Here is a 24502-nt window from a genome sequence, read left to right as displayed (position 1 = left end):
TAACATGCCGGAAACCAAGGGTGGATGATCACGCCGGAAGGTGGCAGTCGTGGGTGACCGCGAGACGCAGCAATGGTTGGATGTCGTCCGCGCCGAGGTGGCCGCGGTGCTCGGCCGCGCACCCGAGGACGTGCCCCCGGACGGCGCGTTCGCCGAACTCGGTTTCGACTCGCTGAGCGCGTTGGAACTCGCCGAACGGCTGGCTGACGCGAGCGGCCTGGAGTTGGCGGGCACGCTGGCCTTCGACTATCCCAATCCGGCCACTTTGGCCGGATACCTGGCCGCACGGACGAATCCGCCCGCCGCCGCGGCAGCGCCGGCCCCGGTAGCCGGCGCTTCCGCCGGTCCCGATCCGTCGGCCGACCCGATCGCGATCGTGGCGATGGCGTGCCGCTTTCCTGGCAATGCGTCCACTCCGGACGAATTCTGGGCGAACCTCATCGAGGGGCACGACGGGATCGGCGCGTTCCCGATCGACCGTGGCTGGGACCCGGACGTTTTCCACCCGGACCCGGAGCATCCCGGCACCACCTACGCCCGGCACGGCGGCTTCCTCTACGGCGCCGGTGACTTCGACGCCGGATTCTTCGGACTCTCCCCACGCGAGGCGCTCGCCACCGACCCGCAGCAGCGGCTGATGCTGGAGACCACCTGGGAGGCGCTGGAGCGGGCCGGCATCGACCCGCACCGGCTGCGCGGCAGCCGCACCGGCGTCTTCACCGGTGTCATCGGCGCCGACTACGCGCCCCGGCTGGGCGCCATCCCGCCCGACGTCGCCGGTTTCCTGCTGGCCGGCAACGCGTCGAGCGTCGTCTCCGGCCGGGTGTCGTACACGCTGGGCCTGGAGGGGCCCTCGCTGTCGGTCGACACCGCCTGCTCGTCGTCGCTGGTCGCGCTCCACCTGGCCGCCCGCTCGCTGCGCGCGGGCGAGTGCTCGCTCGCCCTGGCCGGCGGGGTGACCGTGATCGGAACGCCGCTGGTCTTCACCGAGTTCAGCCGCCAGCGCGGCCTGGCTCCCGACGGCCGGTGCAAGCCGTTCGCGGCGGCGGCCGACGGAACCGGGTGGGCCGAGGGAGCCGGCGTACTCGTCCTGGAACGGCTCTCCGACGCCCGCCGGCACGGCCGGCCGGTACTGGCCATCCTGCGCGGCAGCGCGGTCAACTCCGACGGGGCGTCGAACGGACTCACCGCGCCGAACGGGCCCTCCCAGCAGCGGCTGATCGCCGACGCGCTCGCCGACGCCGGGCTGCGACCGGCCGATGTGGACGTCGTCGAGGCACACGGCACCGGGACCCGGCTCGGCGACCCGATCGAGGCCCGGGCCCTGCTCGACGCGTACGGCCCGGACCGGCGACGGCCGCTCTGGCTCGGCTCGGTCAAGTCGAACATCGGGCACACCCAGGCGGCGGCCGGTGTCGCCGGGGTCATCAAGATGACGCTCGCGCTGCGGCACGAGCGGCTGCCCCGCACCCTGCACGTGGACGAGCCGACCCCGTTCGTGGACTGGTCCGCCGGCCCGCTGCGGCTGCTCACCGACGCCCAGCCCTGGCCGGCCGGGGCCGTACCGCGCCGCGCCGCCGTGTCGTCGTTCGGCATCAGCGGCACCAACGCGCACGTCATCATCGAGGAGGCGCCGCCGGCCCCCTCCCCCGCCCCGGCGCGCCCCGGCCCGGCGCCGCTGGTGCTCTCCGCGCGCACCGCGCCCGCGCTGCGCGAGCAGGCCCGCCAACTCGAAAGCCACCTGCGTCGCCGGCCGGAGCAGCCGCTGCCCGAGGTGGCGGTGGCGACCGCCGGCCGCACCGCGTTCGCGCACCGGGCCGTCGTGCTCGAACCCGCCGGCCTCGCCGACCTGGCGGCCGGCCGGCCGCACCCGGCGGTGGTGACCGGCACCGTCGCCGAGGGCAAACTCGCCGTCGTCTTCCCCGGCCAGGGCGCGCAGCGGCAGGGCATGGGCCGCGAACTCGCCGCCGCCGACCCGGAGTTCGCCGCCGACCTGGCCGAGGTCTGCGCCGCCTTCGACCCGTACCTCGACCGTCCGCTGCGGACCGTCATCGACGACGAGCCGGACCTGCTCGACCAGACCGGCTACACCCAGCCCGCGCTCTTCGCTGTCGAGGTCGCCCTCTACCGCCGGTTGCGACGCGCCGGGGTACGCCCCGACTACCTGCTCGGCCACTCGATCGGCGAGCTGACCGCCGCCCACGTGGCCGGCGTGCTCTCCCTCGCCGACGCCGCCCGCCTCGTCGCCGGCCGGGCCCGGCTGATGCAGGCCCTGCCGGCCGGCGGGGCGATGGCCGCCCTGCAGGCCGCCCCGCACGAGGTCGAGGCGCTGCTCGACCCGGCCGGGCAGACCGGCATCGCCGCGGTCAACGGGCCGACCGCCGTCGTCGTCGCCGGGCCGGCGGCCGAGGTGGACCAGCTCGTCGACGCCTTCGCCGGGCAGGGTCGCAAGACCACCCGGCTACGGGTCAGCCACGCGTTCCACTCGCCACTGATGGAGCCGATGCTCGCCGAGTACGGCGCCCTGGCCGAAGGCGTCGAACACGCCGCGCCGCGGCTACCTGTCGTCGGCAACGAGACCGGTGAACCGGTCGAGGAGTTCACCGCCGGGCACTGGACCCGGCACGTCCGGCAGCCGGTGCGCTTCGCGCAGAGCGTACGGTGGCTCGCCGCCCAGGGCGTGACCCGGTTCCTGGAGGTCGGCCCCGGTGGCGCGCTGTCGGCCATGGTGCTGGACTCGGCCGGCGACGCCCCCGACGCCGCGACCGGACCGGTCGCCGTGCCGCTGCTGCGGACCGGTCGCGCCGAGCCGGAGTCGTTCACGCACGCGCTGGCCCGGCTGTTCACGCTCGGCGTCGCCGTCGACTGGTCCGCCGTCGTCGGCCCGGCACCGCGCGCCGAGCTGCCCACCTATCCGTTCCAGCGCCGGCGGTACTGGCTCACCCCGCCGACCCGGCCGGTGCTCGGCGAGCCCGTCGAGCTGCCGGCCGCCGCCGGGCGCCCCGGGCTGATGTTCGCCGGGGAGCTGTCGCTGGCCGCCCAGCCGTGGCTCGCCGACCACCGGATCCGCGGCACCGTCGTCGTACCCGGCGCGCTGCTCGCCGAGTTGGCGGCCGCCGCCGGTGACCGGGCCGGCTGCCCCGAGGTCGCCGAACTGCTGCTGCACGCGCCGCTGACGCTGCCCGACACCGGCGCGGTGCAGACCCGGATCGTCGTCGCCGAGCCCGGCGCCGACGGCGCCCGGCCGCTGGCCGTCCATGCCCGCCCGACCGGCGGCACCTGGACCCGGTACGCCACCGGCACCGTCGCCCCGGTCCGGGACAGCGACGCCACCCGGCTGCGGATCTGGCCGCCGCCCGGCGCCGCCGAGTTGTCCACCGCCGACTGCTACGCCGACCTGCGCGCGGCCGGCTACGAGTACGGGCCCGTCTTCCAGGGCCTGGGCCGTGCCTGGCAGCGCGGTGTCGAGACGTTCGCCGACGTCGCGCTGCCGCCCGAGGCGGCCGGGACGGCGGACCGGTTCCTGCTGCACCCGGCCCTGCTCGACGCGGCACTGCACGCCCTCGGGTTGCGTGCCGACGCCGACGACCAGCTGGCGCTGCCGTTCTCCTGGACCGGGCTGCAGGTGCACGCCCGGGGCGCCGCCGCCGTCCGCGCCCGGCTGACCCGCACCGGCGACGGGATCGAGGTGACGCTCGCCGACCCGACCGGCGCGCCGGTCGCCTCGATCCGCCGGCTCGCCCTGCGTCCCGTCGACCCCGACCAGTTGGCCGCCGCCCGGCCGCCGGACGGCACGTACGAACTGTGCTGGGTGCCGTACGACGCGGGAGCCGGGACATCGGCCGGGGGCGACGCCGCGATCACGTGGCTCGACGAGCTGCCGGCCGACGCCGCGGTGCCCGACGTGGTCTTCGCCGCCCTGCCCCCGGGCGGCGACGAGCCGGCCGGGGCGGTCGCCGCCGCCCTCGAGCTGGCGCGGCGCTGGCTGACCGATCAACGGTTCGCCGCCGCCAGGCTGGCGGTGGTGACCCGGGGCGCCACCGGCGAAGCGCCGGCCGACCTCGGCCACGCGGCGGCGTGCGGGCTGCTCCGCACGGTGCAGTCGGAGTATCCGGGCCGGGTGACGCTGATCGACGTGATCGGCGACGCCCCCGTCCCGTCGGCGGCGCTCGCCGCGGCCGGCGCCGGCGACGAGCCGCAGGTCGCGCTCGCCGGCGGCGACGTGCTGGTGCCCCGCCTGCGGGAAGGCGGCGCCGCTGCCACCCCGGGCGCGTCCTGGGACCCGGCCGGCACCGTGCTGATCACCGGCGGCACCGGTGCCCTCGGCCGGCTCGTCGCCCGGCACCTGCTGGAGCACGGGCGGTCCCGACATCTGCTCCTGACCTCCCGGCGCGGCCCCGACGCCCCGGGCGCCGCCGACCTCGCCGCCGAACTGGACGCGCTGGGCGCCGCCTCGGTACGCGTCGTCGCCTGCGACATCGCCGATCCGGCGGCGGTCGCCGGGCTGCTCGCCGGCGTTCCGGCGGAGCACCCGCTCACGGCGGTGCTGCACCTGGCCGGCGTACTCGACGACGGTGTCGTGGCCACGCAGACGCCGGAGCGGATCGCGGCCGTGCTGCGCCCGAAGGCGACCGGCGCGTGGCACCTGCACGAGCAGACCCGCGACCTCGGGCTCGCCGCGTTCGTCCTCTTCTCCTCCGCCGCCGGCCTGCTCGGCTCGCCGGGCCAGGCCGGGTACGCCGCCGCCAACGCCTACCTCGACGCGCTGGCCGCCCGCCGGCGCGCGCAGGGCCTGCCGGCGCAGTCGCTGGCCTTCGGGCTGTGGGAACTGCCGGGTGGGATGGCCGACCAGGTCGGCGCCGCCGGGCTGGGCCGGATGCGGCGCGCCGGGCTCGCGCCACTGTCCGCGGAGGCCGGCCTGGCCCTGCTGGACCGGGCGCTGGCGGCGAACGCGCCGCTGCCGGTCCTCGCCGACCTGGACCTGACCCTGCTGCGGGGGCTGGATCGCCGGCTGCTGCCGAGCCTGCTGCACGACCTGCTGCCGGCGCAGCCCGCCGGCGGGGTCCCGGTCGCCGCGGAGCCGGGTCTGGCGGGCGGTGCCGGCGGTGGCGCGGCTCGGTCGGACGGTCCGGACCTGGCCCGTACCCTGCCCGGGCTCGATCCGGCCGAGCAGGACCGGGTGCTGCGCGAGCTGGTGCTCACCGAGGTCGCGCTGGTGCTGGGCCACCGGTCGAGCGCCGATCTCGATCCGGCGCGGAGCCTGCCCGAGCTGGGCTTCGACTCGCTGACGGCGGTCGAGCTGCGCAACCGGCTGGCCGCCGTCACCAGACTCACCCTGCCGGCGACCCTGGTCTTCGACCACCCCGGCGTGCACGAACTGGTCGCCTACCTGCGCGGCGAGCTGGTGCCGGAGCGGGCCGCGTCCGCGCTCGGGGTGCTCGAGGATCTGGGCCGGCTGGAGTCCGACCTGTCCCACCTGGCGATGGACGGGGTGTCCCGCAAGCGGGTGGCCGACGCCCTCGGCCGGCTCATGTCCCTCGTGGACGCCAGCGGCGACAAGATCGATGCGTCGAAGGACGACTTCTACGACCTGATCGACTGACCGCGACCCACGCCGGTGCGGCCAGCGGGCCGCACCGGCACGGGCCGGCTCGGGAACCTAGACGGCGACCGGGGCCGCCTCGACCGCGTCGATCTCGATGTCCGCGCCGAACAGCCCGCGCAGGATGTCACCGACCGCGTCCCGCAGCGCCGCGCAGGCCACCGGGTCGATCAGGCTGGCCAGCGAGGCGATGCCGAGATCGAACCGACTGGCGAACTCCACCCGGACCACGTCGCCCTCCTCGACCACCAGCCAGGAGCCGGTGAAGACCGAGAAGTCGCCCTTGGTCTGCGCGAAGTCGATCCGCCGGGCCACTGCGTCGATGTCGTCGCGCTCGGTCCAGACCAGGATGCCCTTACGGAAGTTGACCTCCCACGCCGACTCCACCTGGGTCGGGCTGATCCTGGTGACCGCGACCGTCCGCACGGCATCGGTGAATTCCGGGTACGCGCCGAAGTCGGCGAGCCGGTCGAACGTCCGTTGGGCGTCGGCGCCGGGTAGCAGCGCGTGCACGACGACCGAGCACTCCATCGTGGCTCCTCAGTCGGGTAGATGATCAGTTCTTCAGGCCGCGGATCAGTTCGCGGATCGAGCGTCGCCAGGCGTCCTCGACCTCGGCGGGCGTCAGGGCGGCCGGACCGCCGGGCAGCGCGCCGAAGGACGTCGGCAACAGTTCCGGGATGATGACCAGGCCGCAGACCGCCACCACCGAGTCCAACCGGGCCAGGTCCTCCGCCGGCAGCACGTCCGCGAACGCGGGCCGGACCAGCCGGTCCACGATAGACGGATCGGCGACCCGGGACGCCGGGACGTCCAGCCCGCACTCCCGGCCGGTCTCGGTGACCAGTTCGAGGTAGCGCTCGACCGGCACCCCGGCCGGACCGGCGGTCAACCAGAACTCGCCGGCGCGCAGGTCGGCGTCGAGCACCGCGCGGATGCCCCTGGCGACCAGGTCCTGCGGGACCAGGTCGAAGAAGGTACCCGGGTGTGCCGGAATGAAGGGCAGCCGACCGGTCAGCAGGTATTCGGCCAGTGTGTGCACGGCCTGGTTCTGCCGGATCACCCCGGTCGTCGAGTCGCCGATGACGATCGCCGGCCGGACGATGACGTGGTCGAGGCCGCTGTCGCGGACCATCACCTCACCGAGGTACTTCGAGGCCACGTACTCGTCGGTCCGCGCCGACCCCTTCTCGGTGCCCCGGCGCTCGCCGCCGCCGGCCTTGCCGTGCCGCGCCACGTAGGCCGTACTCACCTGCATCAGCAGGGCGTCCGCCTCGGCGGCGAACTCGATCACCCGGCCGAGGCCCTCGATGTTGAGCCGGTCGACCTCCGCCTGGTCGGCGGAGAAGTTCACGATCGCCGCCGAGTTGATCACGACGTCGACCTCGGCGCAGAGTTCCCGGTAGGCGCGCCGGTCCAGCCCGAGCGACGGGGCGTGCAGGTCGAGCCGGACCGCCCGGTCCGAGCCGGTCGGCAGCCGCCGGAACACCCCGGCGATCACGTCGTAGTCGGCCAGCTCGGGCAGCACCGCGGTGCCGACGACGCCGCTGGCGCCGGTGACCAGCACCGTACGGCCGCTCATCCGGCGACGCCCGGGGCCGGAAAGCGCTTGGCGAGCGCGGCGCAGGCACGGTCGAAGGAGGCGGTCAGGCGTTCCTCGTCGGCCGCGGTCATCGTGGCCGGCGGGGTCAGCCGCAGCACCGGATGGGCGTTCATCGAGTGGTTGACCACCACGTCGTTGTCGAGCAGGTCCATCAGGAACTCGGCGGCGTGCTCCCCACCGCGGAACTCCACGCCGATCAGCAGCCCGGCGCCGCGCACCTCGGCGACCAGGTGCCCGATCCTGCGTACCGAATCGGTCAGCGCCGCGAGCAGCCGGCCGCCCAGCCCCGCGGCCCGGTCGACCAGCCCCTCGTCGCGGAGGACCTCGACGGTCGTCCGGACCGCCGCCATCGCCAGCGGGTTGGCGGAGAACGTCGACGTGTGCAGGTAGGGGTCCTTGTCGAACGGGGCGAACACCTCGGGGGTGGCCAGCGTCGCCGCGACCGGCACCAGCCCGCCGCTGAGCGCCTTGCCGACCAGGAGCAGATCCGGCCGTACGCCGTCGCGGTCCGCGCCCCACCAGGTGCCGAGCCGGCCCAGTCCGGTCATCACCTCGTCGAGGACCAGCAGGGCGCCGCGTTCGCGGCAGAGCGCGGCGACCGCGCCGAGGTAGCCCGGCTCGGGGATGATCACCCCGCCCTCGCTCTGGATCGGCTCCACGACCACGCAGGTCTCGCCGTCGACGACGTCGGCCAGGGCGGCGAGGTCGCCGAACCGGACGTGTCCGACCTGCGGCAGCAGCGGCCGGAACGGATCCTGGTAGAGCGCGCGGGCGGTCAGTGACAGCGCCCCGGTCGTCTTGCCGTGGTAGCCGCTGTGCATGGAGACCAGCCGGTGCCGCCCGTTCGCCCGGGCGATCTTGATGGCGGTCTCCACCGCCTCGGCACCCGAGTTGGAGAAGTGCACCTTGGACAGCCCGGTCGGCGCCACCGAGGTCAGCGCTTCGGCCGCCCGGGCCGCCGGCTCGTTGAGCAGCACCCGGGTGGACAGTGCCTGCCGCTCCAGTTGGTCGCGGACGGCGGCGAGCACCCGCGGGTGGCCGGCGCCGACGAAGAAGACGCCGTAGCCGCCGCAGTTCAGCAGGTCACGGCCGTCCTCAGTGTGCACGACGGAGCCGGTGGCACCGATCTCCAGCGGTGTGTTGAGCATCGCGGCCACGCGGCCCTGCCCGTCGCTGAGGTGCCGGCGGTAGAGATCGAGGACATCGGTGGACACGGCGGAAGTCTGCCCGAACGATCTTCAGCCGGCAAGGTCACGGCCCGAAAGAAGCTTGGCGCACGGCCGCCCCGGACCGACGATTGCCGCCCGGCCACCGGCGATCTATGGTTTCCGGCGTGGATGCGTACAGCGAGATCACGTACGGGGTCGCGGACCGGATTGCGACGATTTCGCTGAATCGGCCCGATACCCGCAACGGCTACACCGTACGGATGGCCGACGAACTGGCGCACGCCTTCGACCGGGCGGACCACGACGACGACGTACGCGTGGTCGTCTTCACCGGCGCCGGCGAACACTTCTGCGCCGGCCTCGACCTGTCCATATCGGAGTTCGACACGCCCGCCGACGGTGATGCCGGGGAGTGGGACGAGCCCGCCGGCCGCTGCTCGATGCGCATCTACACGATGAACAAGCCGGTCATCGCCGCCATCCGGGGTGCGGCCGTCGGCGCCGGCGCGACCATCATCCTGCCCGCCGACTACCGGCTCGCCGCCACCGACGCCCGGTTCGGGTACGTCTTCAGCCGGCGCGGCATCTACGCCGAGGGCGCCTCCGCCTGGTTCCTGCCCCGGCTGGTCGGGATGGGTCGCGCCCTGGACTGGATGATCAGCGGGCGGGCCTTCGACGCCGCCGAGGCGCTCGACGCCGGCCTCGTCCACAGTGTCCACGAGCCGGAACAGTTGCTGGACAAGGCATACCAGCTCGCCCGCACCATCATCGGCACGACCGCGCCCGTCTCCGTCGCCGTCATCCGGCAGCTGCTCTACCGGATGAGCGCCCTGGACTCGCCGTACCCGGTCCAGCGCCTGGATTCCCGGCTCGCCGCCGACAGTCTGGACAGTCCCGACGCCCGCGAGGGCTTCGACTCCTTCCGGCAGCGCCGGGAGCCCGCGTTCCCGGGCCGGGTCAGCACCGACCTGCCCGGCTACCTACCCTGGGAAAACGGGTCGAGGGCTCGCCGTGACAGCGAATGACGCCTACGGTGGCGGGATGATCGAGGAACTCGCGGAGCGGATCACCGTCGCGGCGCCGACCGAGACCGTCTATGCCGCCGTCGCCGACCTGCGGCGGATGACCCGGTGGAGCCCGGAGTGCTTCGCGATCTGGGTGACCGCCCGCAACGGCGGCCGCCCCCGCCGCTTCGTCGGCTGGAACCGGCGCGGCCCGTTCCTCTGGTTCACCACCGGACGGGTCGTCGTCGCGGAGCCCGGCCGCGAGTTCGCCTTCGACGTCACCGCCTTCGGCCAGCCGGTGGCGCGCTGGGGCTACCGGTTCACCCCGGCCGACGGAGGCACCGAGGTGACCGAGTACTGGCACGACCGGCGCAACCGGGCGGCCATGGTGCTCGGCCGGATCTTCACCGGCAAGGTGGCCAAGGTCCGGCCGGCGGCCAACCGTGAAGGGATGCGGCAGACGCTCACCCGACTCAAGGACGACGTCGAGCGCCACTGACCGACGTCCCGTTCGCACCCGGAGGCGAACCTCCACTGCCGCGTCGACCAAGCCCGAGCCGTCGAGACGGCGGGCCGCTCCATATCCGACAGGATCTCCGCCAGCCGGGCGAATCGGTCCTTGCCCGGGGCAGCCGATCGCTCAACCTCCAGGGGGTTCGATAGAACGTCCGGCGCGCCGTCAGTTTCGGCCCGCCCGTGACCGCTGCGTGTCACGGCTACCGGCCCGCGGATGGCCCGTGATGGTTCGGCTTCAGTCGTCGTGACCGGCAGCGGGACGAAGGTGTCCCCACTGCGGGTCGTAGCAAACAAGTCCGTGGTCGGCGGCCATCCGTGCAGCCGCGGAGGAAACCTCATCGGACCGGCTGAACGGGATCGTAAAGTAGACCATCGGGCCGGAGGCCTCGTCGATGAGGCCGTTCGACAGAGGGTGGAGCTGGGGATCGTGGCCGTACAGATCGGGCCATCGGGCTGCCACGGCATCGACGTAGGCGCGGATGCGGGGCGTGGGCGGCTGCTCCTCGCTCTCGAAATACCGCTGATACCGGGCCTCATACGCCTCACCGGCCGCTTCGTCGTCGGCGGGCGTGTCACCCTCCCACACCGCCAGGTCGTAGCTCATGCGGGAAGTGTGCCAGTGCCGGCGGTGGGGTCTTCGGCGACTGACCTGGTGTGAACACACCGGGCCGCGTGCCTGGCTGTCGTACCCGTGTGTGAGGCTTCGGGGCATGGCGACGTTCGTTCTGATCCATGGCGGCGGGGGTAGCGCCTGGGACTGGCATCTTCTGGTGCCTGAGCTGGTCGGCCGCGGCCACGATGTGGTGGTGCCGGAGTTGCCGATCGAGGACAGGTCGGCGGGATTCGCCGAGTTCCGCAAAACGGTCGTCGACGCGATCGGTGACCGGGACGACCTTGTGGTCGTCGGACACTCGTACGGTGCGTTCACCGCGCCGCTGATCGCCGACAAGCTGCCTGTGCGACTGATCGTCCTGCTCACTCCGATGATCCCGGCACCCGGTGAGAAGCCCGGGGACTGGTGGGACAACACCGGTCACCGCACCGCGGAGGGGCTCAGCGAGGAGCAGCAGTTCCACAACGGCGTGCCGGCCGAGGTCGTCGCGGAGGCCGCGAAGCATGGCCGGGAGCAGGTCAGCGCGGAATGGAACGAGCCGTGGCCTCTGGACGCCTGGCCGGACGTGCCGACGAAGGTGCTCATTGCCCACGAGGATCGGTTCTTCCCGGCGGACTTCCAGCACCGGGTGGCCGCCGACCGGCTCGGCGTCACCCCGGATGTAATGGACGGATGCCACGCGGTGGCACTCAGTCACCCGAAGCAACTCGCCGACCGGCTGACCGCTTACCTGCCGCACTGACGGCGAGGGGTACCACGGCCGTTGACGGCTGTCAGGTCGGTGCGCTCTGGAGTGTGTCCGCGACCGGGCGCCGGGTGGCAACCATCGCAGAGATGGCGGTGAGCGCCGCGACGGCGAGCAGCCAGGAACCGGGTAGGTACTGGACCTCACCGGTGCTGACGAACGCAAGAAGCCCTATGCCGGTCGGGATTCCCGCGGCGACGCCGGGTATGGCGAGAAGTAGTTGCGCTACCGCCAGGCCGACGCTGGCCTGTGCGGGCGTGGCGCCGAGTGTCCGCGCGACGGCCAGCGCAAACAGGAAGGCCGGCGGCCCCTGGCGCAGCAACCCGCTGCGCCGGGGGCCGCACCCGGCCTGTGACCGGTGTCCCGGTCGTCGTGCGGTCAGCCGCCCCGCCCGAGCAGGCTCCAACTGGTCAGCCGGCGGGTGGAACGGTCCATGAGGACCGGATCAGCTCCCGCTCGGCGGCGGCGAGGTGGACGGTCACGGCGAGCCAGGCCCAGGCGTACCGGTCCGAATCCGGATCGGTACGCCGGCCGAACGCGTCCCGGCCGCACCGGTCGGCCTCGTCGGCGAGCGCGGTGGCCACCGCGGCGGCGGTGGTGAAGCCGGCACGGCGCAGCGGACCGGCCAGCCCGGCGGCGTCGCCGCGGGCCGCCTCGGCGACGGCGCGGCGACCGCCGGAGACGGCCAACTCCACCAGTCGGCGGACCCGCCACAGCGGGGACTCCGCGACCGTGTCGGCGCCGACGGCGAGTACCGGTTCGGCCATCGCGGCCGGGTCGCGCGGCGGCAGGTGCCCGCCCTGGAGCTCGTCGTAACCGAGATCCGCCCGGCCGTGCCAGTCCGGTGGCAGCCGCAGCGTCCCGGCGGCACCGGGCACCGGGCCGACCACGAGCGGGTGCAGCGTGCTGGCCCGGTCCGGGTCGAGCCGGCCGACCACCCGTATCCGCAGGCCCGGCCGGGACGCGAGTCGCCGCAGGTTGGCCACGTGGGCCAGCACCGGGTGGGAGTTGGCCGGCACCAGCCGGATCACCGGCCCGTCCGGCACCGGTGCCCGGTCCGGTCCGCCGTCGGTGTCGGGGGCCAGCTCGCGGGCCAGCACCTGGTCGCCGACGGCACCGACCACCATCAGGTCGCAGCCGATCAGCGCGGTCCCGGCCCGGGCCGGATCCTCCGGGTCGTCGGTGGCGAGTTGGGCGGTCACCACCTCGGCGAGCGGGCGGGCGAACAGGTCCGCCAGCGGTCCGGTGGACCAGTCGGTTCCGGGGATCGGGGTGGCCCGGACCCCCTTGCCGGCACCGAGCCGGCCGTCCGGGGCGACGGTGGTGCCGGTGATCCGCAGGCCGCCACGGGCCAGCACCGCGTGGTTGACCGCGACCGCGCCCATCTCGGTGACCGCCCGGGCGCAGTCGCGTGCCCGGTCCGGGCCGCCCGGTTTCACGTCGCCGAAGGAGAGCCGGCGCCCGTCGGCGGCGACCAGGTGGGTGACAACCCCGGCATACCCGGTCGCGCTGATCACCGGTTCCCGGCAGACGCCGTACACGTCGAGCGTGCCGTCCGGCTGGTAGGCCCGGCGCAGGATGCCGACCAGCGCCGGGTCGGGATCGCCGGCGGCCAGCCGGCCGGACACGTACAGCAGGTCGTGCAGCACCTCGACCAGCTCGGCCAGCCGGTGGCCGGTCTGTCGTTCCCGGTGCGCGCGCAGGCCACGTACCGTGCGCAGCGCGGCGCTCTCGGCCCGCGGCAGGCCGGCCAGCCGGGCGCCGTGGGCGGCCCGCAGCAGTTCCGCCTGGGGGACCGCGCCGGCGGCGGGTACGCCGGCCGCGAGCACCGCGGCGGCGGCCCGCCACAGCGCCTCGGCGGCGGCCCGTTGCGCCTTCGTCGGTGCCGTGTTCCGCCCGGCGGCCGCGCCCGCCGTCTTTCCGGTCCGCCCGGTCCGGCCGGTGGCCGCACCGGCGCTGTCCGAAGTCGACGGTCCAGCGGAGGTGGCCGCCGGATCGGGGTGGGTGGCCCGGTCGGCGACCGGGCAGGCGACCAGGACTGCGGTCCGGTGCAGGCAGCGGGGCGTCAACAGGCAACTGCACCGCGCCTGGTCCGGATCGGTGACCGCGCCGGTCGGTCCGGGCGTCAGCGTGACCAGTGCCTCGGGGCCGCAGTCGACCGACACGCCGCCGTCGACCCGGCCGACCGGTACGCCGGCCAGTCGTTCGACGGTGGCGTCCAGGCGCTTGTGCAGCCGGGGTGGCAGGGCCGCCACCGCGGCGGCCGCCACCCCGGGCAGCACCGGCGGCAACCGGTCGGTGTCCACGGCGATGGCTGTACGGTCCGTCAACGTGATCCTCCGCGGATGCGGTCGCCCACCCAGCGGGCGAGTTCGAGCGGGCTGAGAGCGGCGACCGGCATCCCGGCCGCGGCAAGCTGCTCGGCGACCGGTACCGAGTAGCAGGGCACTCCCCTGTCGTCCAGCGCGGCGCAGCCGAGCAGATGCAGGCCGGAACCGGCCAGCGTGCGGACCTCGCCGAGCAGCCCGGCCAGCGGGTAGCCCTCCTCGAAGTCGCTGACGACCGCGACGATGGTGCGGCTCGGCACGGTCACCAGCGAGCGTGCGTGGGCCAGCGCGGCGGCGATGTGCGTGCCGCCACCGACCCGCACCTCCAGCAGCAGCGACAGCGGGTCGTCGACCCGGTCGGTCAGGTCGACCACCTCGGTGGAGAAGGCGAGGAAGTGGGTGGACAGGGTGGGCACCCCGGCCAGTACGGCGGCGGTCAACGCCGACCACACCACCGACGCCTCCATCGAGCCGGACACGTCGACGACCAGCACCAGCCGCCAGTCGGCTTCGGTGCGGGTGCGGGTGTTGAAGACCGGGCGTTCCGGCACCACCACCGTCCGCCCGTCGCCGAGCCGCTGGGTGTGCGCCAGGTTCGCCCGCAGCGTACGGGCGAGGTTGATCCGGCCGCCGGGACGGCGGGACGGACGCGGGTTGGTCAGCCCGGTCAGCGCCGGACGCACCTGGGTGGCCAGCTCCCTGGTCAGCTCCTCGACCAGCCGCCGGACCAGTGGCCGTAGCTTGGCCAGCTGCGCCTCGGGCAGGCCACCGGCCAGCGACAGCACCGAGGTCAGCAGTTCCATCGAGGGGCGTACGGCGGCCGGGTCCAGTTCGGTGAGCACGTCGGTACGGCCGTTCTCGGCCGCCCGGGCGATGACCTCCTCGCGTACCGCGGTGCCGAACAGCGCCTCGAGTTCGTCGGCCCACTCGCGGGCGGTCGGGAAGGAGGCTTCCTGGCCGCCACCGGCCGCCTGGCCGAGGTCGGTGGCGCCCTCGCCCTGCCCCGCCCCGTAGAGCTCGTCCAGGGCGCGGGCGTAGCGGCGGGCGTCGGCCGGCAACCGGTCGGGTTGGCGGCCGAGCAGCAGCCGCCACCGGTCCCTGGGGGCGATCCGGGCGGTCGGCGTGTCCGGCCCGGCCGCGGAGCCGGCGTCGACCACGGCTCGCGGGTCGGTCGTCGACGGGTCCGGGATCGGGATGTGGCGGGCGGCCAGGGCGGCCCGGCCGGCCGCGTCGGCGGCGGCCCAGGAGGCCAGCAGCTCGGGCGGGGCGGACAGGGTCAGATCGAGCCGGTCGCCGAGCCGTTCGCCGACGGTGTGCAGCATCCGGTCCCGGGCCGCCGGGGTGAGCACGTCGAAGCCGCCACGCAGCGCCGGCAGCCGGTCCAGGAAGTCGGCGTCGGTGAGCCTCTCGATCCGCTCCAGCAGCGGGTTCAGCGCGGCCGGGGCGGACTGCAGCAGCGGGTGTGCCGCGGTGAGCAGACCACCGAGCAGCCGGCGCAGGTGTCGCCGGGTGTCCGGCCCGGTCGCCGCGTCGATCCAGCCGGCCACCCGGCTGCCCAGGGTTTCCGGGCCGGTCAGTTCGAGCAGCACCCGGGCGGCCAGGGCGGCGCCCTGGATCAGCGGCGAACCGGCCCGGGCCAGGTGGTCGAGCGCCTCGTCCAGGCGCAGGCCGATCCGTTCCTCGCCGGCCCGGACCGCGAGGTCGACCAGCGCGGCCGCGTCGGCCGCGGTGTCGCTGCCGGCCAGGCCGGGCAGCCCGCGGACCGCCGCGTCCAGCAGCACGACGGCCAGCTCGGCCGCCCGGGCCCGGCCGTCGACGGTGGTGCCGGGCAGGTGTTCCCGGCGCAACGCCTCCAGCAGGTCCAGTGCGGCCAGCAGTTCGGGCAGCGTACCGGTGCCCGGCAGCACCACGGTGGCCAGCTCGAGCCGGTCGGTGACCAGCTCGGGCAGGTCGCACCGGGCGGCGTCGCGTAGCCCGGTGAGGAGCTGCGCGCCGGTGGGGCCGCCCTCGGCGGCCTCCCGGCGGAACCGCTCCCGCAGGGTGCCGGCCGCGGCCAGCGCCGCGGTCACCCCGCGTACGCCGACCAGGTCCAGCCGCGCCGCCACCGACGGCGTCCAGGCCAGTTGCCAGCGGGTGGTCAGGGCGGCACCGTCGCCGGTGCCGGAGACCGCGATCGGCTCCCCGTAGCCGACGCCGCAGACCTGGAGGCGTTGCAGCAGGATCTCTCTGCGCCCGTCCAACTCGGTACGCAGCGGGTCCAGCCGGACCTCGCGGGACTTGGGGCTGTCCGGGTTGGGCAGCCGGAGCCCGCCGAGTTCCGCCTCGACGGCGGGGCCGAGCCCGGACCGGGGCGTACCGGGGGCGATCCGCCCCCGTTCGGCACCGACCAGCACGGTTTCCAGCGCCTTGGCCAGTGCCCGGCCCCGGCCGAGCAGTTCACCCTGGCCGAGCACGGTGGTCACCGCCTCCAGCACCTCGCCCCGGCCGGGGGCGGGCAGGTCCCGCAACCGGGCCAGGTCGTCGGCCAGCCGTACCGCCTCGGCGGCCTCACCGGTGCCGGCGATGTGCCCGGCCCGGCGGAGTTCCCGGCACAGGTCGGTGACCGCCCGGGCGGCGGCGGCCCGGATCAGTTCCGGGTCGCCGGCGGCGGTGAGGACGAGCTGCTGCCAGCGCGGGTCGCGGATTCCGGCCGGGTAGCCGGAGCGGGAGTCGAGCAGGTCGAACGCGTACGGCACCAGCGAGGTGGTCGCCGGGGTACCGCCATCGGTGGTGTCCGGCCCGGACCGGTCCGGACGGTCCGGGGCGGCCAGCAGGGCCGGGGCGTGGAAGGCGCCGATCACCGCGGCGACCCGCCGGCCGTCCGCGCCGGCCTGTGCCAGCACCTGGCGCATGTGCCGCTCGCGGGCCAGGTCCCGGGCCGGTACGCCGTCGCCGCCGGCGTTGTCGGTACGCATCGCCCAGCCGATGCCGAGGGCGGCCCGGCGGACCGCCTCGGGCGGGCAGCCGGGGGCGCGGACCTCGACCACCCGGTCCCACAGGTCGTCGCCGTCGCGGCCGGTGCCGCTGGCGCTGAGCGCGGCGGCGTAGGACCGGCGCGGGCCGGGCAGCGGCTCACCGGCGTCCGGGTCGGTGGTGTCGGCGGTCCAGCCGGGGTCGGCCAGCGGCAGGTCGCAGCAGACCACCTCGACGCCGCGCTGCCGGGCCCAGCGGATCGCGGCCAGTTCCGGGGAGAAGTCGGCGAACGGGTAGAAGCCCATCGGCCCGTCGGCGCCGTGGCTGCCGACCAGGGCCAGCGGAGCCTTCGCGGCCGGGTCGGACAGGTACGGCAGCCAGCGCTGGAAGTCGGCCGGCAGCTCGATGCAGACGACCTCGGCCCCGGCGGCGTCCAGCAGTGCCGGAACCACCGCGGCCAGAGCCGGGCTGTGATGCCGCACCCCGATCAGGTAGGGCCGGACCGAACCGGCGAGGGCGTCGACGACGGCTCGCGGGTCGGCCGTCGTCGGCGGGGCCGTCGACGGGCTGGCCGCCACCGGGTCGGCGGTCGGCGGGGCCGTGTCGGTCGCCGTGCTGGACAGGGTCGTCACCGCAGGCTCTCCCGCAGGTCCCAGAGCCGGCGCCACATCGCCGAGCCGTCCTCGGCGCGGCGGCGGACCGGGCCGTCCCAGTAGCCGAGCAGCCGGGCGTGGTCGTTCTCGTCGTCCTTGCGTACCACGCCGAGCAGGTGCCCGGGCACCAGGTCGAGCGCGTCCCCGCCGGGCAGGTACGCGGCGGCCAGACCGAGCGACACCGTCACCTGCACCGCCTCGGCGGTCGACATCGCCGTGCCGGGCCGTTCCACGTCCCAGCCCTCGCCCGATCGGCCGGAACGCAGGTCGCGGAACACGGTGACCAGGGCGTCCAGGACCGAGTCGTCCACCGCGTACGTCGCGCCGGCGCGCTGCACGGCGGCGGTGGCCTGCCGGCGGACCAGGTCGGTCTCGGTGTCCGCGTCCGCGATCGGGTGGATCGTCTCGAAGTTGAACCGGCGCTTCAGCGCCGAGGACATCTCCGACACGCCCCGGTCCCGCAGGTTGGCGGTCGCGATCACGGTGAACCCGGGCACCGCCCGGATCAGGCCGTCGCCGGTGCCGGCCAGCTCCGGCACGTTCATCCGCCGGTCGGACAGGATCGACACCAGCGCGTCCTGCACCTCGGGCAGGCAGCGGGTGACCTCCTCGATCCGGGCCACCCGGCCGGTGCGCATCGCGGTCAGCACCGGCGAGTCGACCAGCGCCTGCGGGGTCGGCCCCTGGGCGAGCAGCAGTGCGTAGTTCCAGCCGTACCGGAAGGCGTCCTCGGTGGTGCCGGCGGTGCCCTGCACCGTCAGCGCGCTGGTGCCGCAGACCGCGGCGGCCAGCAGCTCGGACAGCATGGACTTGGCGGTTCCGGGCTCGCCGACCAGCAACAGGCCCCGCTCGCCGGCGAGGGTGACCACGCACCGCTCGACCAGGCTCCGCTCACCGACGAACTTCGGCGAGATGGTCATGCCGGCCGGCAGTTCGGTGCCGTCCGGGCCGGTGCGCCGGCCGGCGGGCAGCTTCAACGCCTCGCCGTCGCTGCCCCGGATGAAGGTGACCACGGCACGCGGGGTCAGCGCCCAGCCCGGTGGCCGGGCCCCGTCGTCGTACGCGGCCAGGAAGACCAGCTCGTCGGCGTAACGTTGTTCGGCCGAAAGGACCTGGGCGGCGGTCTCCGGCGGGCGGACGTGTTCCGTCACGGTCACTTGTGTTCCTCGATCTCTCTGGTTCCGGGTGGGGTGTTCGGGACAGGGTCGGGTCAGCGGCGGTTGCCGCGGGTGGGCAGGTTTTCGAAGCGGGGCCGGTCGCCGTCGCGGAGGCGTTGCCAGGCCCGCCGGTAGAGGTCGGCGACGGGTTCGAACGGCACGGTCACGCCGAGCGCGGCCGTACCGTCGGGGGCGAGATCGAACAGGGCGACCTTCCATGCCTCGATCGGCGCCTGCCCGCTGCCGCGCTCCAGCCACGGGCCGGGCAGGAACAGCGACCGGCCGGCCCGGGGCCGGCTGGCCTCGATGACCAGGTCGGTGCCGGCCAGTTCGGCGCGGGCCGCCTTCAGCCGGGCCGGCTTCCAGCCGGTCCACTTCGCCGTGTTGCGATCGGTCGGGTCCGGCATGGCCAGCAGCATCAGGTACGTCGCCGCCGCGTCGGCGTCCAGGCCGTGTCTCCCGGCGACCTCGGCGACCAGGTCGGCCACCGACCGGGTCGGGTCCTGCGGCCACCAGGTCCCGTCCGCCGCCGGCGCGCCGCCGTCCGGCTGCCCCGGATCGCCGAGCAGCGCCGCGAACCGCGGGTCGCGGACCAGGCGCAGTGCCACCTCCGTCGGGTACGGCTTGGCCGCGTCGTCCCGCAGCGCCGGCAGGTACGGGTCCGTCCCGGCGGCGTCGAGCAGGTCGGGCCGCAGTGCGGGCGACGGTTGGCTGTCGTGGGTGGCCAGGACGATGGCGCCGTACCGTTCCCAGCCCGGTCCGGTCTCCGACGGGCTGCCCGCCACCTGGCGGAACACGGGCAGGGAGACGTACTGGTCGAGGTCGAGCAGCAGGTCGGGGTTGGCCAGCCGGTCGCGCAGCGCACCCAGTGCGGCCGGCAGCGCGGCCCGGCACGGCTCACCGGCCGGCGTGTGGTGGGCGACCCAGGCCGCCAGGGCAACCGTGCCGCGCAGCACCCGGCCGGTGAAGCCCGCTCCCGCGCCGTCGACCGGCAGCGCCCGGTCGCCCTTGATCCGGAAGGCCAGATCGGTGCTCAGCTCGACCGAACGGGCCGGGTCGAGCAGGGCCGGCAGCGCCTTCGCGGGTCCCCAGTCGGTGCGGACCGCGCGCACCGCCTCGGCGAGCAACTGTTCGGGCACCATCACCCGTCGCCCCACGGCGGCGTTCCAGACCGCCGCGGCGGCGGCCACGTCCGGACCCTCGGTCCACAGCCGGGCCGGGTCGTCCGGCACCAGTGCCGACACCACGGCCCGCCGGACCTGCGAGTTGGCCTCCCTGAGCACTCCGAAGGCCAGGTTGAGCTCGCCGACCTGCCGGACCCCGAGCGCCTTGCGCAACCCGGTCGGCACGGTGCTCTCCGAGTCGGCGTACGGCAGGCCGGACAGCACCAGCTTCGCGGCGGTGGGGGTGACGCCGGTCAGCTCGGAGAACAGCTCGGCCGCTTCCGGTCGCCAGGACAGCGGGCCACGCGCGGCCCACTCGGTGCGGAAGCCGGCCAGCCAGCCGGCCGGCCGTTCGTCACCGACCGGCGCCGAGGACTGCACCGTGTACGGCTCGGGCACGGCGAACACGCCGGCCGGGTCGTGGTACAACGCGTCGAAGGAGTAGCCGGTGGACGTGCCGCTGGAGTCGAGGATGGCGATGAACACCCCGTCGGACAACGGCAGGATGCCCGGTCCGGGATACCGGCGCGAGCCGTCGGGGTTGTTCAGGTCGTCGTCGAGCAGGTGCAGCGTGAACCGGCGCCACATGGCCGGTTCGGCCGCCGTGCTCAGGTCGAGCCGGTCCAGCTCGGTGAGCAGGGCGCCCAGCGTCTCGCGGTGTTCGTCCGGCGTGACCGCCGCGACGGCCCGGTAGGCCACGGCCGCGACACCGCCGAGCAGGGGCCACCAGTTCAGGCCGTTCGGCAGCGACGGCCCGTCGAGGTGCAGCCGTACGGCGGGTTCGCCGCCGGTGGCGGCGGACCGCTGGGCGGTGATCGCCTGGAACTGGGTGAAGACGTGGACCACCCTGCCCGCCCCGTAGGCCGAGCCACGCAGGCCGTCCAGTGCCATGTTGAGCTGCTCGTCGGTGGGTCCGGTCACGCCGGCCGTCGGCTTCACCGTCTTCGGGGCGGACAACGACCTGGTGAGCCGCTCGGTCAGCGCGTCCAGGTCGGTATGCACCCGGGCGGCCAGCCGCAGCACCCCGGTCACCCCGGCGATCAGCGCGTCGTGGCTGACCGCCGGCAACGTCGAGCGGACCAGCTCGACCAGCGCGTCCTTGTCGGGTTCGCCGGCGGATGCTCCGGAGCCGGAGGTGCCGGTCGGTGCGACGACCGCCGGGACGGCGGCGACGAGGCCGGTGCTGGCCCGGGTGGCGGTGGTCGACCGGGATCGGGTCGCCGCCTGGGTCGCGGCCCGCGCGGCCTGTTCGGCCAGGACGGCGCGGTGTTCGTCGAGGGCCACCTTCAGCAGCACGTCGGCGACGTCCCGGTCCATCCGGCGCAGGGCGGCGGAGCCGGCCGGGTCCCGGGCCAGCATGGCGCCGAGGAACCGCTCTCCCGGCAGCGGAAGCGCGTCGGGGTGGTCGTCCCGGGTGGTCGACGGTCCGACGACGGTGCACACCATCCCGTCCGGGTCGACCAGGACGAGTCCCTTGAGGACGGCCCGCGGCCGGTCGTCGCCGGGCAGCACCAGCGCCGCGATCGGCTCCCGTCCGGCGGCCACGGTGACGGTACGACCGGCCAGGTCCTCGCCGCGTACCGAGCCGTCCGGCAGCGTGACCACCCGCCAGCCGAGCAGACCGTCCACCGGTACGGCGGCCGGGGTGGCCCGGTCGGACAGGGCCGGCCGCAGCCAGCTGGCCGACTCCTGGAGGTGGCCGCCCTCTGCCGGCAGGTCGGCCAGGAACCGGGGCAGGCTGCGCCGGCCGTGGGTGTTGCCGGCCGGGTCGTACTCGCGCCAGCCGAAGCTGTCGTCGTCCTCGCCCCGGCGGTACACCCAGTGGGAGGTGCCGTCGGTGATGACCGGTACCTCGGACGGGACCGCGGTGTCACCGACGTGCAGTACGCCGTCGCCGGTGGTCCGCCCGCCGCCGGCCAGTGGCAGGGTGACCCCGTTCCCGCGCGGCCGGTTGCCGCGGCGCCCGCTCTGGATGGGCTGCGGCTCGCCGGGCGACGAGTGCCAGTAGCCGCGCGGGTCGTAGCCGAGGGACTGGGAACTCCAGTAGACCAACAGGTGGCCGTCGACGTAGTGGTAGCCGGGCTGCCCCCACATGTCGCCGGCCGGAATACGCAGGTCGTGGCGCAGCACGATGCCCTCGGCGCCGATCACGCGCACCGTGGTCGGCCCGCCCAGGATCACGTACGGCCAGGCTTCCTGCCGGGTCACCTCGACCCGGCGGTCCCCGCCGGTCACCTCCTGCCAGGCCAGCTCCCAGTCCGGCCAGCCCAGCTCGTCGATGATCCCGCCGCGCAGGCTGCGGGCGACGTGCTCGGCGAGGTCGATGTCGAGGGCCTGCCCGAGGTCGCCCTCCGGCCCGCCGTCACCGGGCCGGACGGGGTCGTCGGACACCAGGCGCAGCGCCTCGACCGGGAGCCGGCCCAGCCAGTCCACCGACTGCGGAAGGTACGGCAGCCCGACGGCGAGGCGGTCGCGGACCCGGGCCCGCAGCCAGTCGGTCAGCATCGGCCGGACGCCCGGCGTGTCGACCAGCCGGTGCAGGGCGTGCGGCTGGTTGTCGAACTGGTCGAGGCCCCGGCGCAGGGCCCCGGTGAACCGGTCGTCGCCGGCCACGGCGAGCAGATCCCGCTCTCCCCCGCCCTTGGTCCAGCTCGCCAGGTCCAGGATGTCGCGCTCCTTCGGCGCGGCAACCGGGAGCTCGCGGGCGAGCAGCAGGTCGAGCAGGTCCAGGTCGCCGTCAGCATCGAGGGTCTCGCCGCTGCCGGCCAGTTCGGCGCGCAGCCGGTCGGCCATCCGCTCGACGAGCGGGTACAGTTCCGCCACCCGGTGGCGGTGGTGGCCGGAGTTGGCCCGGCTCACGAAACGGCGCAGCCAGCCGACGGAGCCGTCCTGTGGGCGGGCCGGGTCCGGCACGTCCGGGGCGAACAGTCCGTCAAGCGCCCCGGTGTCGGTCAACAGGGCCAGCCAGGGGACCAGATTGTCCCGGTCGGCGGGCATCAGGTCGAGCAGGCTGCCGCGGATCGCCGGGTCGCGGCCGGCCAGCTCCGTCAACGCCGGCAGGTGCGCCTTCCACCAGCCGGGGGGCGCCTCGGCCGCCACCGGCAGCCGGATCAGCTCGGTCAGATAGGCCGCCGCACGGTCGGCGACGGCGGCGGCGCCCGTACCGGCGGCCTTCGTCGCGGTCCGGACCAGCCGGTTCACCGTGCTGGCCGACTGCGTGGACGGCACCACGCCGGCGGCCGCGGCCCGCAGCGCCAGCCGGCAGAACCGCTCCAGCGCCTCGTCGGGCGGCAATTGGGCGGACAACTCCTTCGCGTGGCCGGCCAACGCGGTCGCGGACACCACCCTGGCCGCCGCGAACTCCACGTAGACCTCGTCGAGCCGGGTCAGGTCGACCGGCAGGCCGTGCTGCGCCTCCGCCTTGCGCGCCTTGTTGAACAGCTGCGTCGCGTAGGTGTCCTGCCCGGCGGCCAGGAACACCCGTGCCGCCTGCTCGAAGAACGTCGGCAGGAGGTGCGGCAGCGTACGGGCGAACCGGTCGGCGACGGCCTGGTGCCCGTCCAGGGCGGCCTTCGGCCGCGACCGGACCTGCTTGGCCAGCTTCTGCAACTCCGGCACCACCGCCAGCGCGTGCCGGCCGTCGGCCGGGTGGTGTACGAGCACCCACTCCGGGAAGGCCAACGGGCGGCGCAGGCCCAGCCCGACGACGGCCGGCTCGGCACCCGGTGCCAGGCCGAGAAACCCGACGGCGATGTCCTCGCCCTCGCCCAGGGCGGCGTCGACCAGGCGGACCACCGGCCGGTCGTCGAGGGCCGGGTGCCGGTAGGTGCGGGCGGTGAGCGGCACCGCCCGGTCGCCGGCCACGGCGGTGTCGGCCGGCAGCACCGCGCCGGCGGCCAGCAGGCTGTCGGTCGACTCCTCACCCGACCCGGTCGTCATCCCGGTCACGACTGCTCCCCCGTTCCCGTCAGGGCGCCGGACAACGCCGTCGCCATCCGCATTCCTTCCGACCAGGCCACCGGCCCGACCTCGGTCAACCGCAGCATCGGTCCCTCCACCACCGACCAGGAGAGGGTGCCCAGGGTCGCCTCGGAGTCCCAGTAGTCCTCGTCGAACCAGATGGCGGCCTCGACCGTGTGGCCGGCCTCCCAGACCCGGCACCTGACCTGTGAGCCGGAGACCCGGAAGCCGAGGGTGGCGGCCCGGGCGGCCAGCCGGTTGGGGACCGTGGTGCCGCGGAAGTCGGTGATCGTGGTGTCCCGGTCCTTCAGGTTGGCGGGCCTGTCCCAGGTGCCCCGGTGCAGTTGCTCGACCCGCTGGGTCACGTCCAGTTCGCCGGCGAACTCGCGCAGGTCGGCCAGGTCGGGCAGGCGCACCGGGTGGGGCAGTACGGCGCTGGCCGGCGAGAGCCGGACGGTCTCCCCGTCGAGGTTGACCACGCGCAGGTCGCCGGTGTCGGTGACGTCCCGCAGGAAACCCGGCTCGGCCGGGTCGTCCCCGAGCACCACGAGGTCGCGCAGCGCGTCCCGCCAGGCCGGGTCCGGCCAGATCCGGGCCAGCAGCCCGGTCGGCACCGGCAGCGAGGACACCACCCAACCGTCGACCCGGGCCAGGCATTCCGCGCTGTGCCGGTCCAGCCACTGGGCGAGTTGGCGCAGCCGGTCCACCTCGGGGTCGTCCCGCAGCACCTTCGGCAGGGTCTTCAGTGGACGGCCGGTGGCCCGCGGGCCGGTGGCCCGGGCCGCCACCTTTCCGTCCACCAGAGAGATCTCGTACGAGTCTCCCACCGGTAACCAGCCCATCAGGAACACCCTCCGCAGTGGCAAATAGCTATATTTCGGAAGCAATCGGCCGTGATCAACGACGCAGCGCACGCTAACAGTAGTGACCGACACAACAGGGACCCGTTGGCGGGAGAAGCACGACCGGGCCGGCGGGGCCAGGTGGACGGGACCCGTGAGAGTCGCAGGTCCGCCCCGGTCGGGTGCACTGTGCGCG

At 74.8% G+C, this 24502-nt stretch carries 13 protein-coding genes and 1 pseudogene; 4 read left to right on the top strand and 10 right to left on the bottom strand.

What is annotated here, in order from left to right; translation table 11 throughout:
* Positions 1 to 49: 49 nt before the first annotated feature.
* Positions 50 to 5602, top strand: a pseudogene (locus QCD66_RS12655) (SDR family NAD(P)-dependent oxidoreductase); the annotation flags it as partial.
* A gap of 57 nt (positions 5603 to 5659) precedes the next feature.
* Here QCD66_RS12655 and QCD66_RS12650 read toward each other — a convergent pair.
* From QCD66_RS12650 to QCD66_RS12640, 3 genes are read right to left on the bottom strand one after another with little or no spacing between them, the layout of a single operon-like run.
* On the bottom strand, positions 5660 to 6133 hold the full coding sequence (locus QCD66_RS12650; protein WP_357534638.1) for an SRPBCC family protein: 474 nt from the start codon (positions 6131 to 6133) through the stop codon (positions 5660 to 5662).
* A gap of 25 nt (positions 6134 to 6158) precedes the next feature.
* Entirely contained in the window at positions 6159 to 7184 is a 1026-nt protein-coding gene (locus tag QCD66_RS12645; RefSeq protein ID WP_375733446.1) for an SDR family oxidoreductase, read from the bottom strand.
* Entirely contained in the window at positions 7181 to 8419 is a 1239-nt protein-coding gene (locus tag QCD66_RS12640; RefSeq protein ID WP_375733447.1) for an aspartate aminotransferase family protein, read from the bottom strand. The genes QCD66_RS12645 and QCD66_RS12640 overlap by 4 nt, the downstream gene beginning before the upstream one ends.
* A 119-nt stretch (positions 8420 to 8538) precedes the next feature.
* On the opposite strand from QCD66_RS12640, the gene QCD66_RS12635 reads away from it, so the two are divergent.
* Both QCD66_RS12635 and QCD66_RS12630 read left to right on the top strand, forming a co-directional pair.
* Positions 8539 to 9399 carry an enoyl-CoA hydratase-related protein gene (locus QCD66_RS12635; protein WP_375733448.1) on the top strand — a complete coding sequence of 287 codons (861 nt, stop codon included), beginning with the start codon at positions 8539 to 8541 and terminating at the stop codon, positions 9397 to 9399.
* Positions 9400 to 9415: 16 nt separating this feature from the next.
* Entirely contained in the window at positions 9416 to 9877 is a 462-nt protein-coding gene (locus QCD66_RS12630) for an SRPBCC family protein (RefSeq protein ID WP_375733449.1), read from the top strand.
* A 252-nt stretch (positions 9878 to 10129) separates the two neighbouring features.
* Here QCD66_RS12630 and QCD66_RS12625 read toward each other — a convergent pair whose 3' ends face one another.
* On the bottom strand, positions 10130 to 10498 hold the full coding sequence (locus QCD66_RS12625) for a hypothetical protein (RefSeq protein WP_375733450.1): 369 nt from the start codon (positions 10496 to 10498) through the stop codon (positions 10130 to 10132).
* A 106-nt stretch (positions 10499 to 10604) separates the two neighbouring features.
* On the opposite strand from QCD66_RS12625, the gene QCD66_RS12620 reads away from it, so the two are divergent.
* A complete protein-coding gene (locus QCD66_RS12620; protein WP_375733451.1) occupies positions 10605 to 11249 on the top strand; it encodes an alpha/beta fold hydrolase in 645 nt (214 codons plus the stop codon).
* Between the two features lie 31 nt (positions 11250 to 11280).
* Here the strand turns inward: QCD66_RS12620 and QCD66_RS12615 are convergent, their stop codons facing one another.
* The 6 genes from QCD66_RS12615 to QCD66_RS12590 form a co-directional block, all read right to left on the bottom strand.
* On the bottom strand, positions 11281 to 11574 hold the full coding sequence (locus tag QCD66_RS12615) for a hypothetical protein (protein WP_375733452.1): 294 nt from the start codon (positions 11572 to 11574) through the stop codon (positions 11281 to 11283).
* 88 nt (positions 11575 to 11662) lie between these two features.
* Entirely contained in the window at positions 11663 to 13582 is a 1920-nt protein-coding gene (locus QCD66_RS12610) for a hypothetical protein (protein WP_375733453.1), read from the bottom strand.
* Complete coding sequence (locus QCD66_RS12605) at positions 13579 to 17163, bottom strand: DUF5682 family protein (protein WP_375733454.1); 3585 nt, start codon at positions 17161 to 17163, stop codon at positions 13579 to 13581. Before QCD66_RS12605 ends, QCD66_RS12610 begins: the two co-directional genes overlap by 4 nt.
* Positions 17160 to 18341, bottom strand: coding sequence for an AAA family ATPase (locus QCD66_RS12600; RefSeq protein ID WP_375733455.1), 1182 nt, complete (start codon positions 18339 to 18341; stop codon positions 17160 to 17162). The genes QCD66_RS12605 and QCD66_RS12600 overlap by 4 nt, the downstream gene beginning before the upstream one ends.
* Positions 18342 to 18394: 53 nt before the next feature.
* A complete protein-coding gene (locus tag QCD66_RS12595) occupies positions 18395 to 23452 on the bottom strand; it encodes a hypothetical protein (protein WP_375733456.1) in 5058 nt (1685 codons plus the stop codon).
* Positions 23449 to 24306 carry a DUF4132 domain-containing protein gene (locus QCD66_RS12590; RefSeq protein ID WP_375733457.1) on the bottom strand — a complete coding sequence of 286 codons (858 nt, stop codon included), beginning with the start codon at positions 24304 to 24306 and terminating at the stop codon, positions 23449 to 23451. The genes QCD66_RS12595 and QCD66_RS12590 overlap by 4 nt, the downstream gene beginning before the upstream one ends.
* Positions 24307 to 24502: the final 196 nt, after the last annotated feature.

This window comes from Polymorphospora sp. A560 (assembly GCF_045781765.1).
GTDB classification, from domain to species: Bacteria; Actinomycetota; Actinomycetes; order Mycobacteriales; family Micromonosporaceae; genus Polymorphospora; species Polymorphospora lycopeni.
This window is presented reverse-complemented; position numbering and strand designations above follow the sequence as displayed.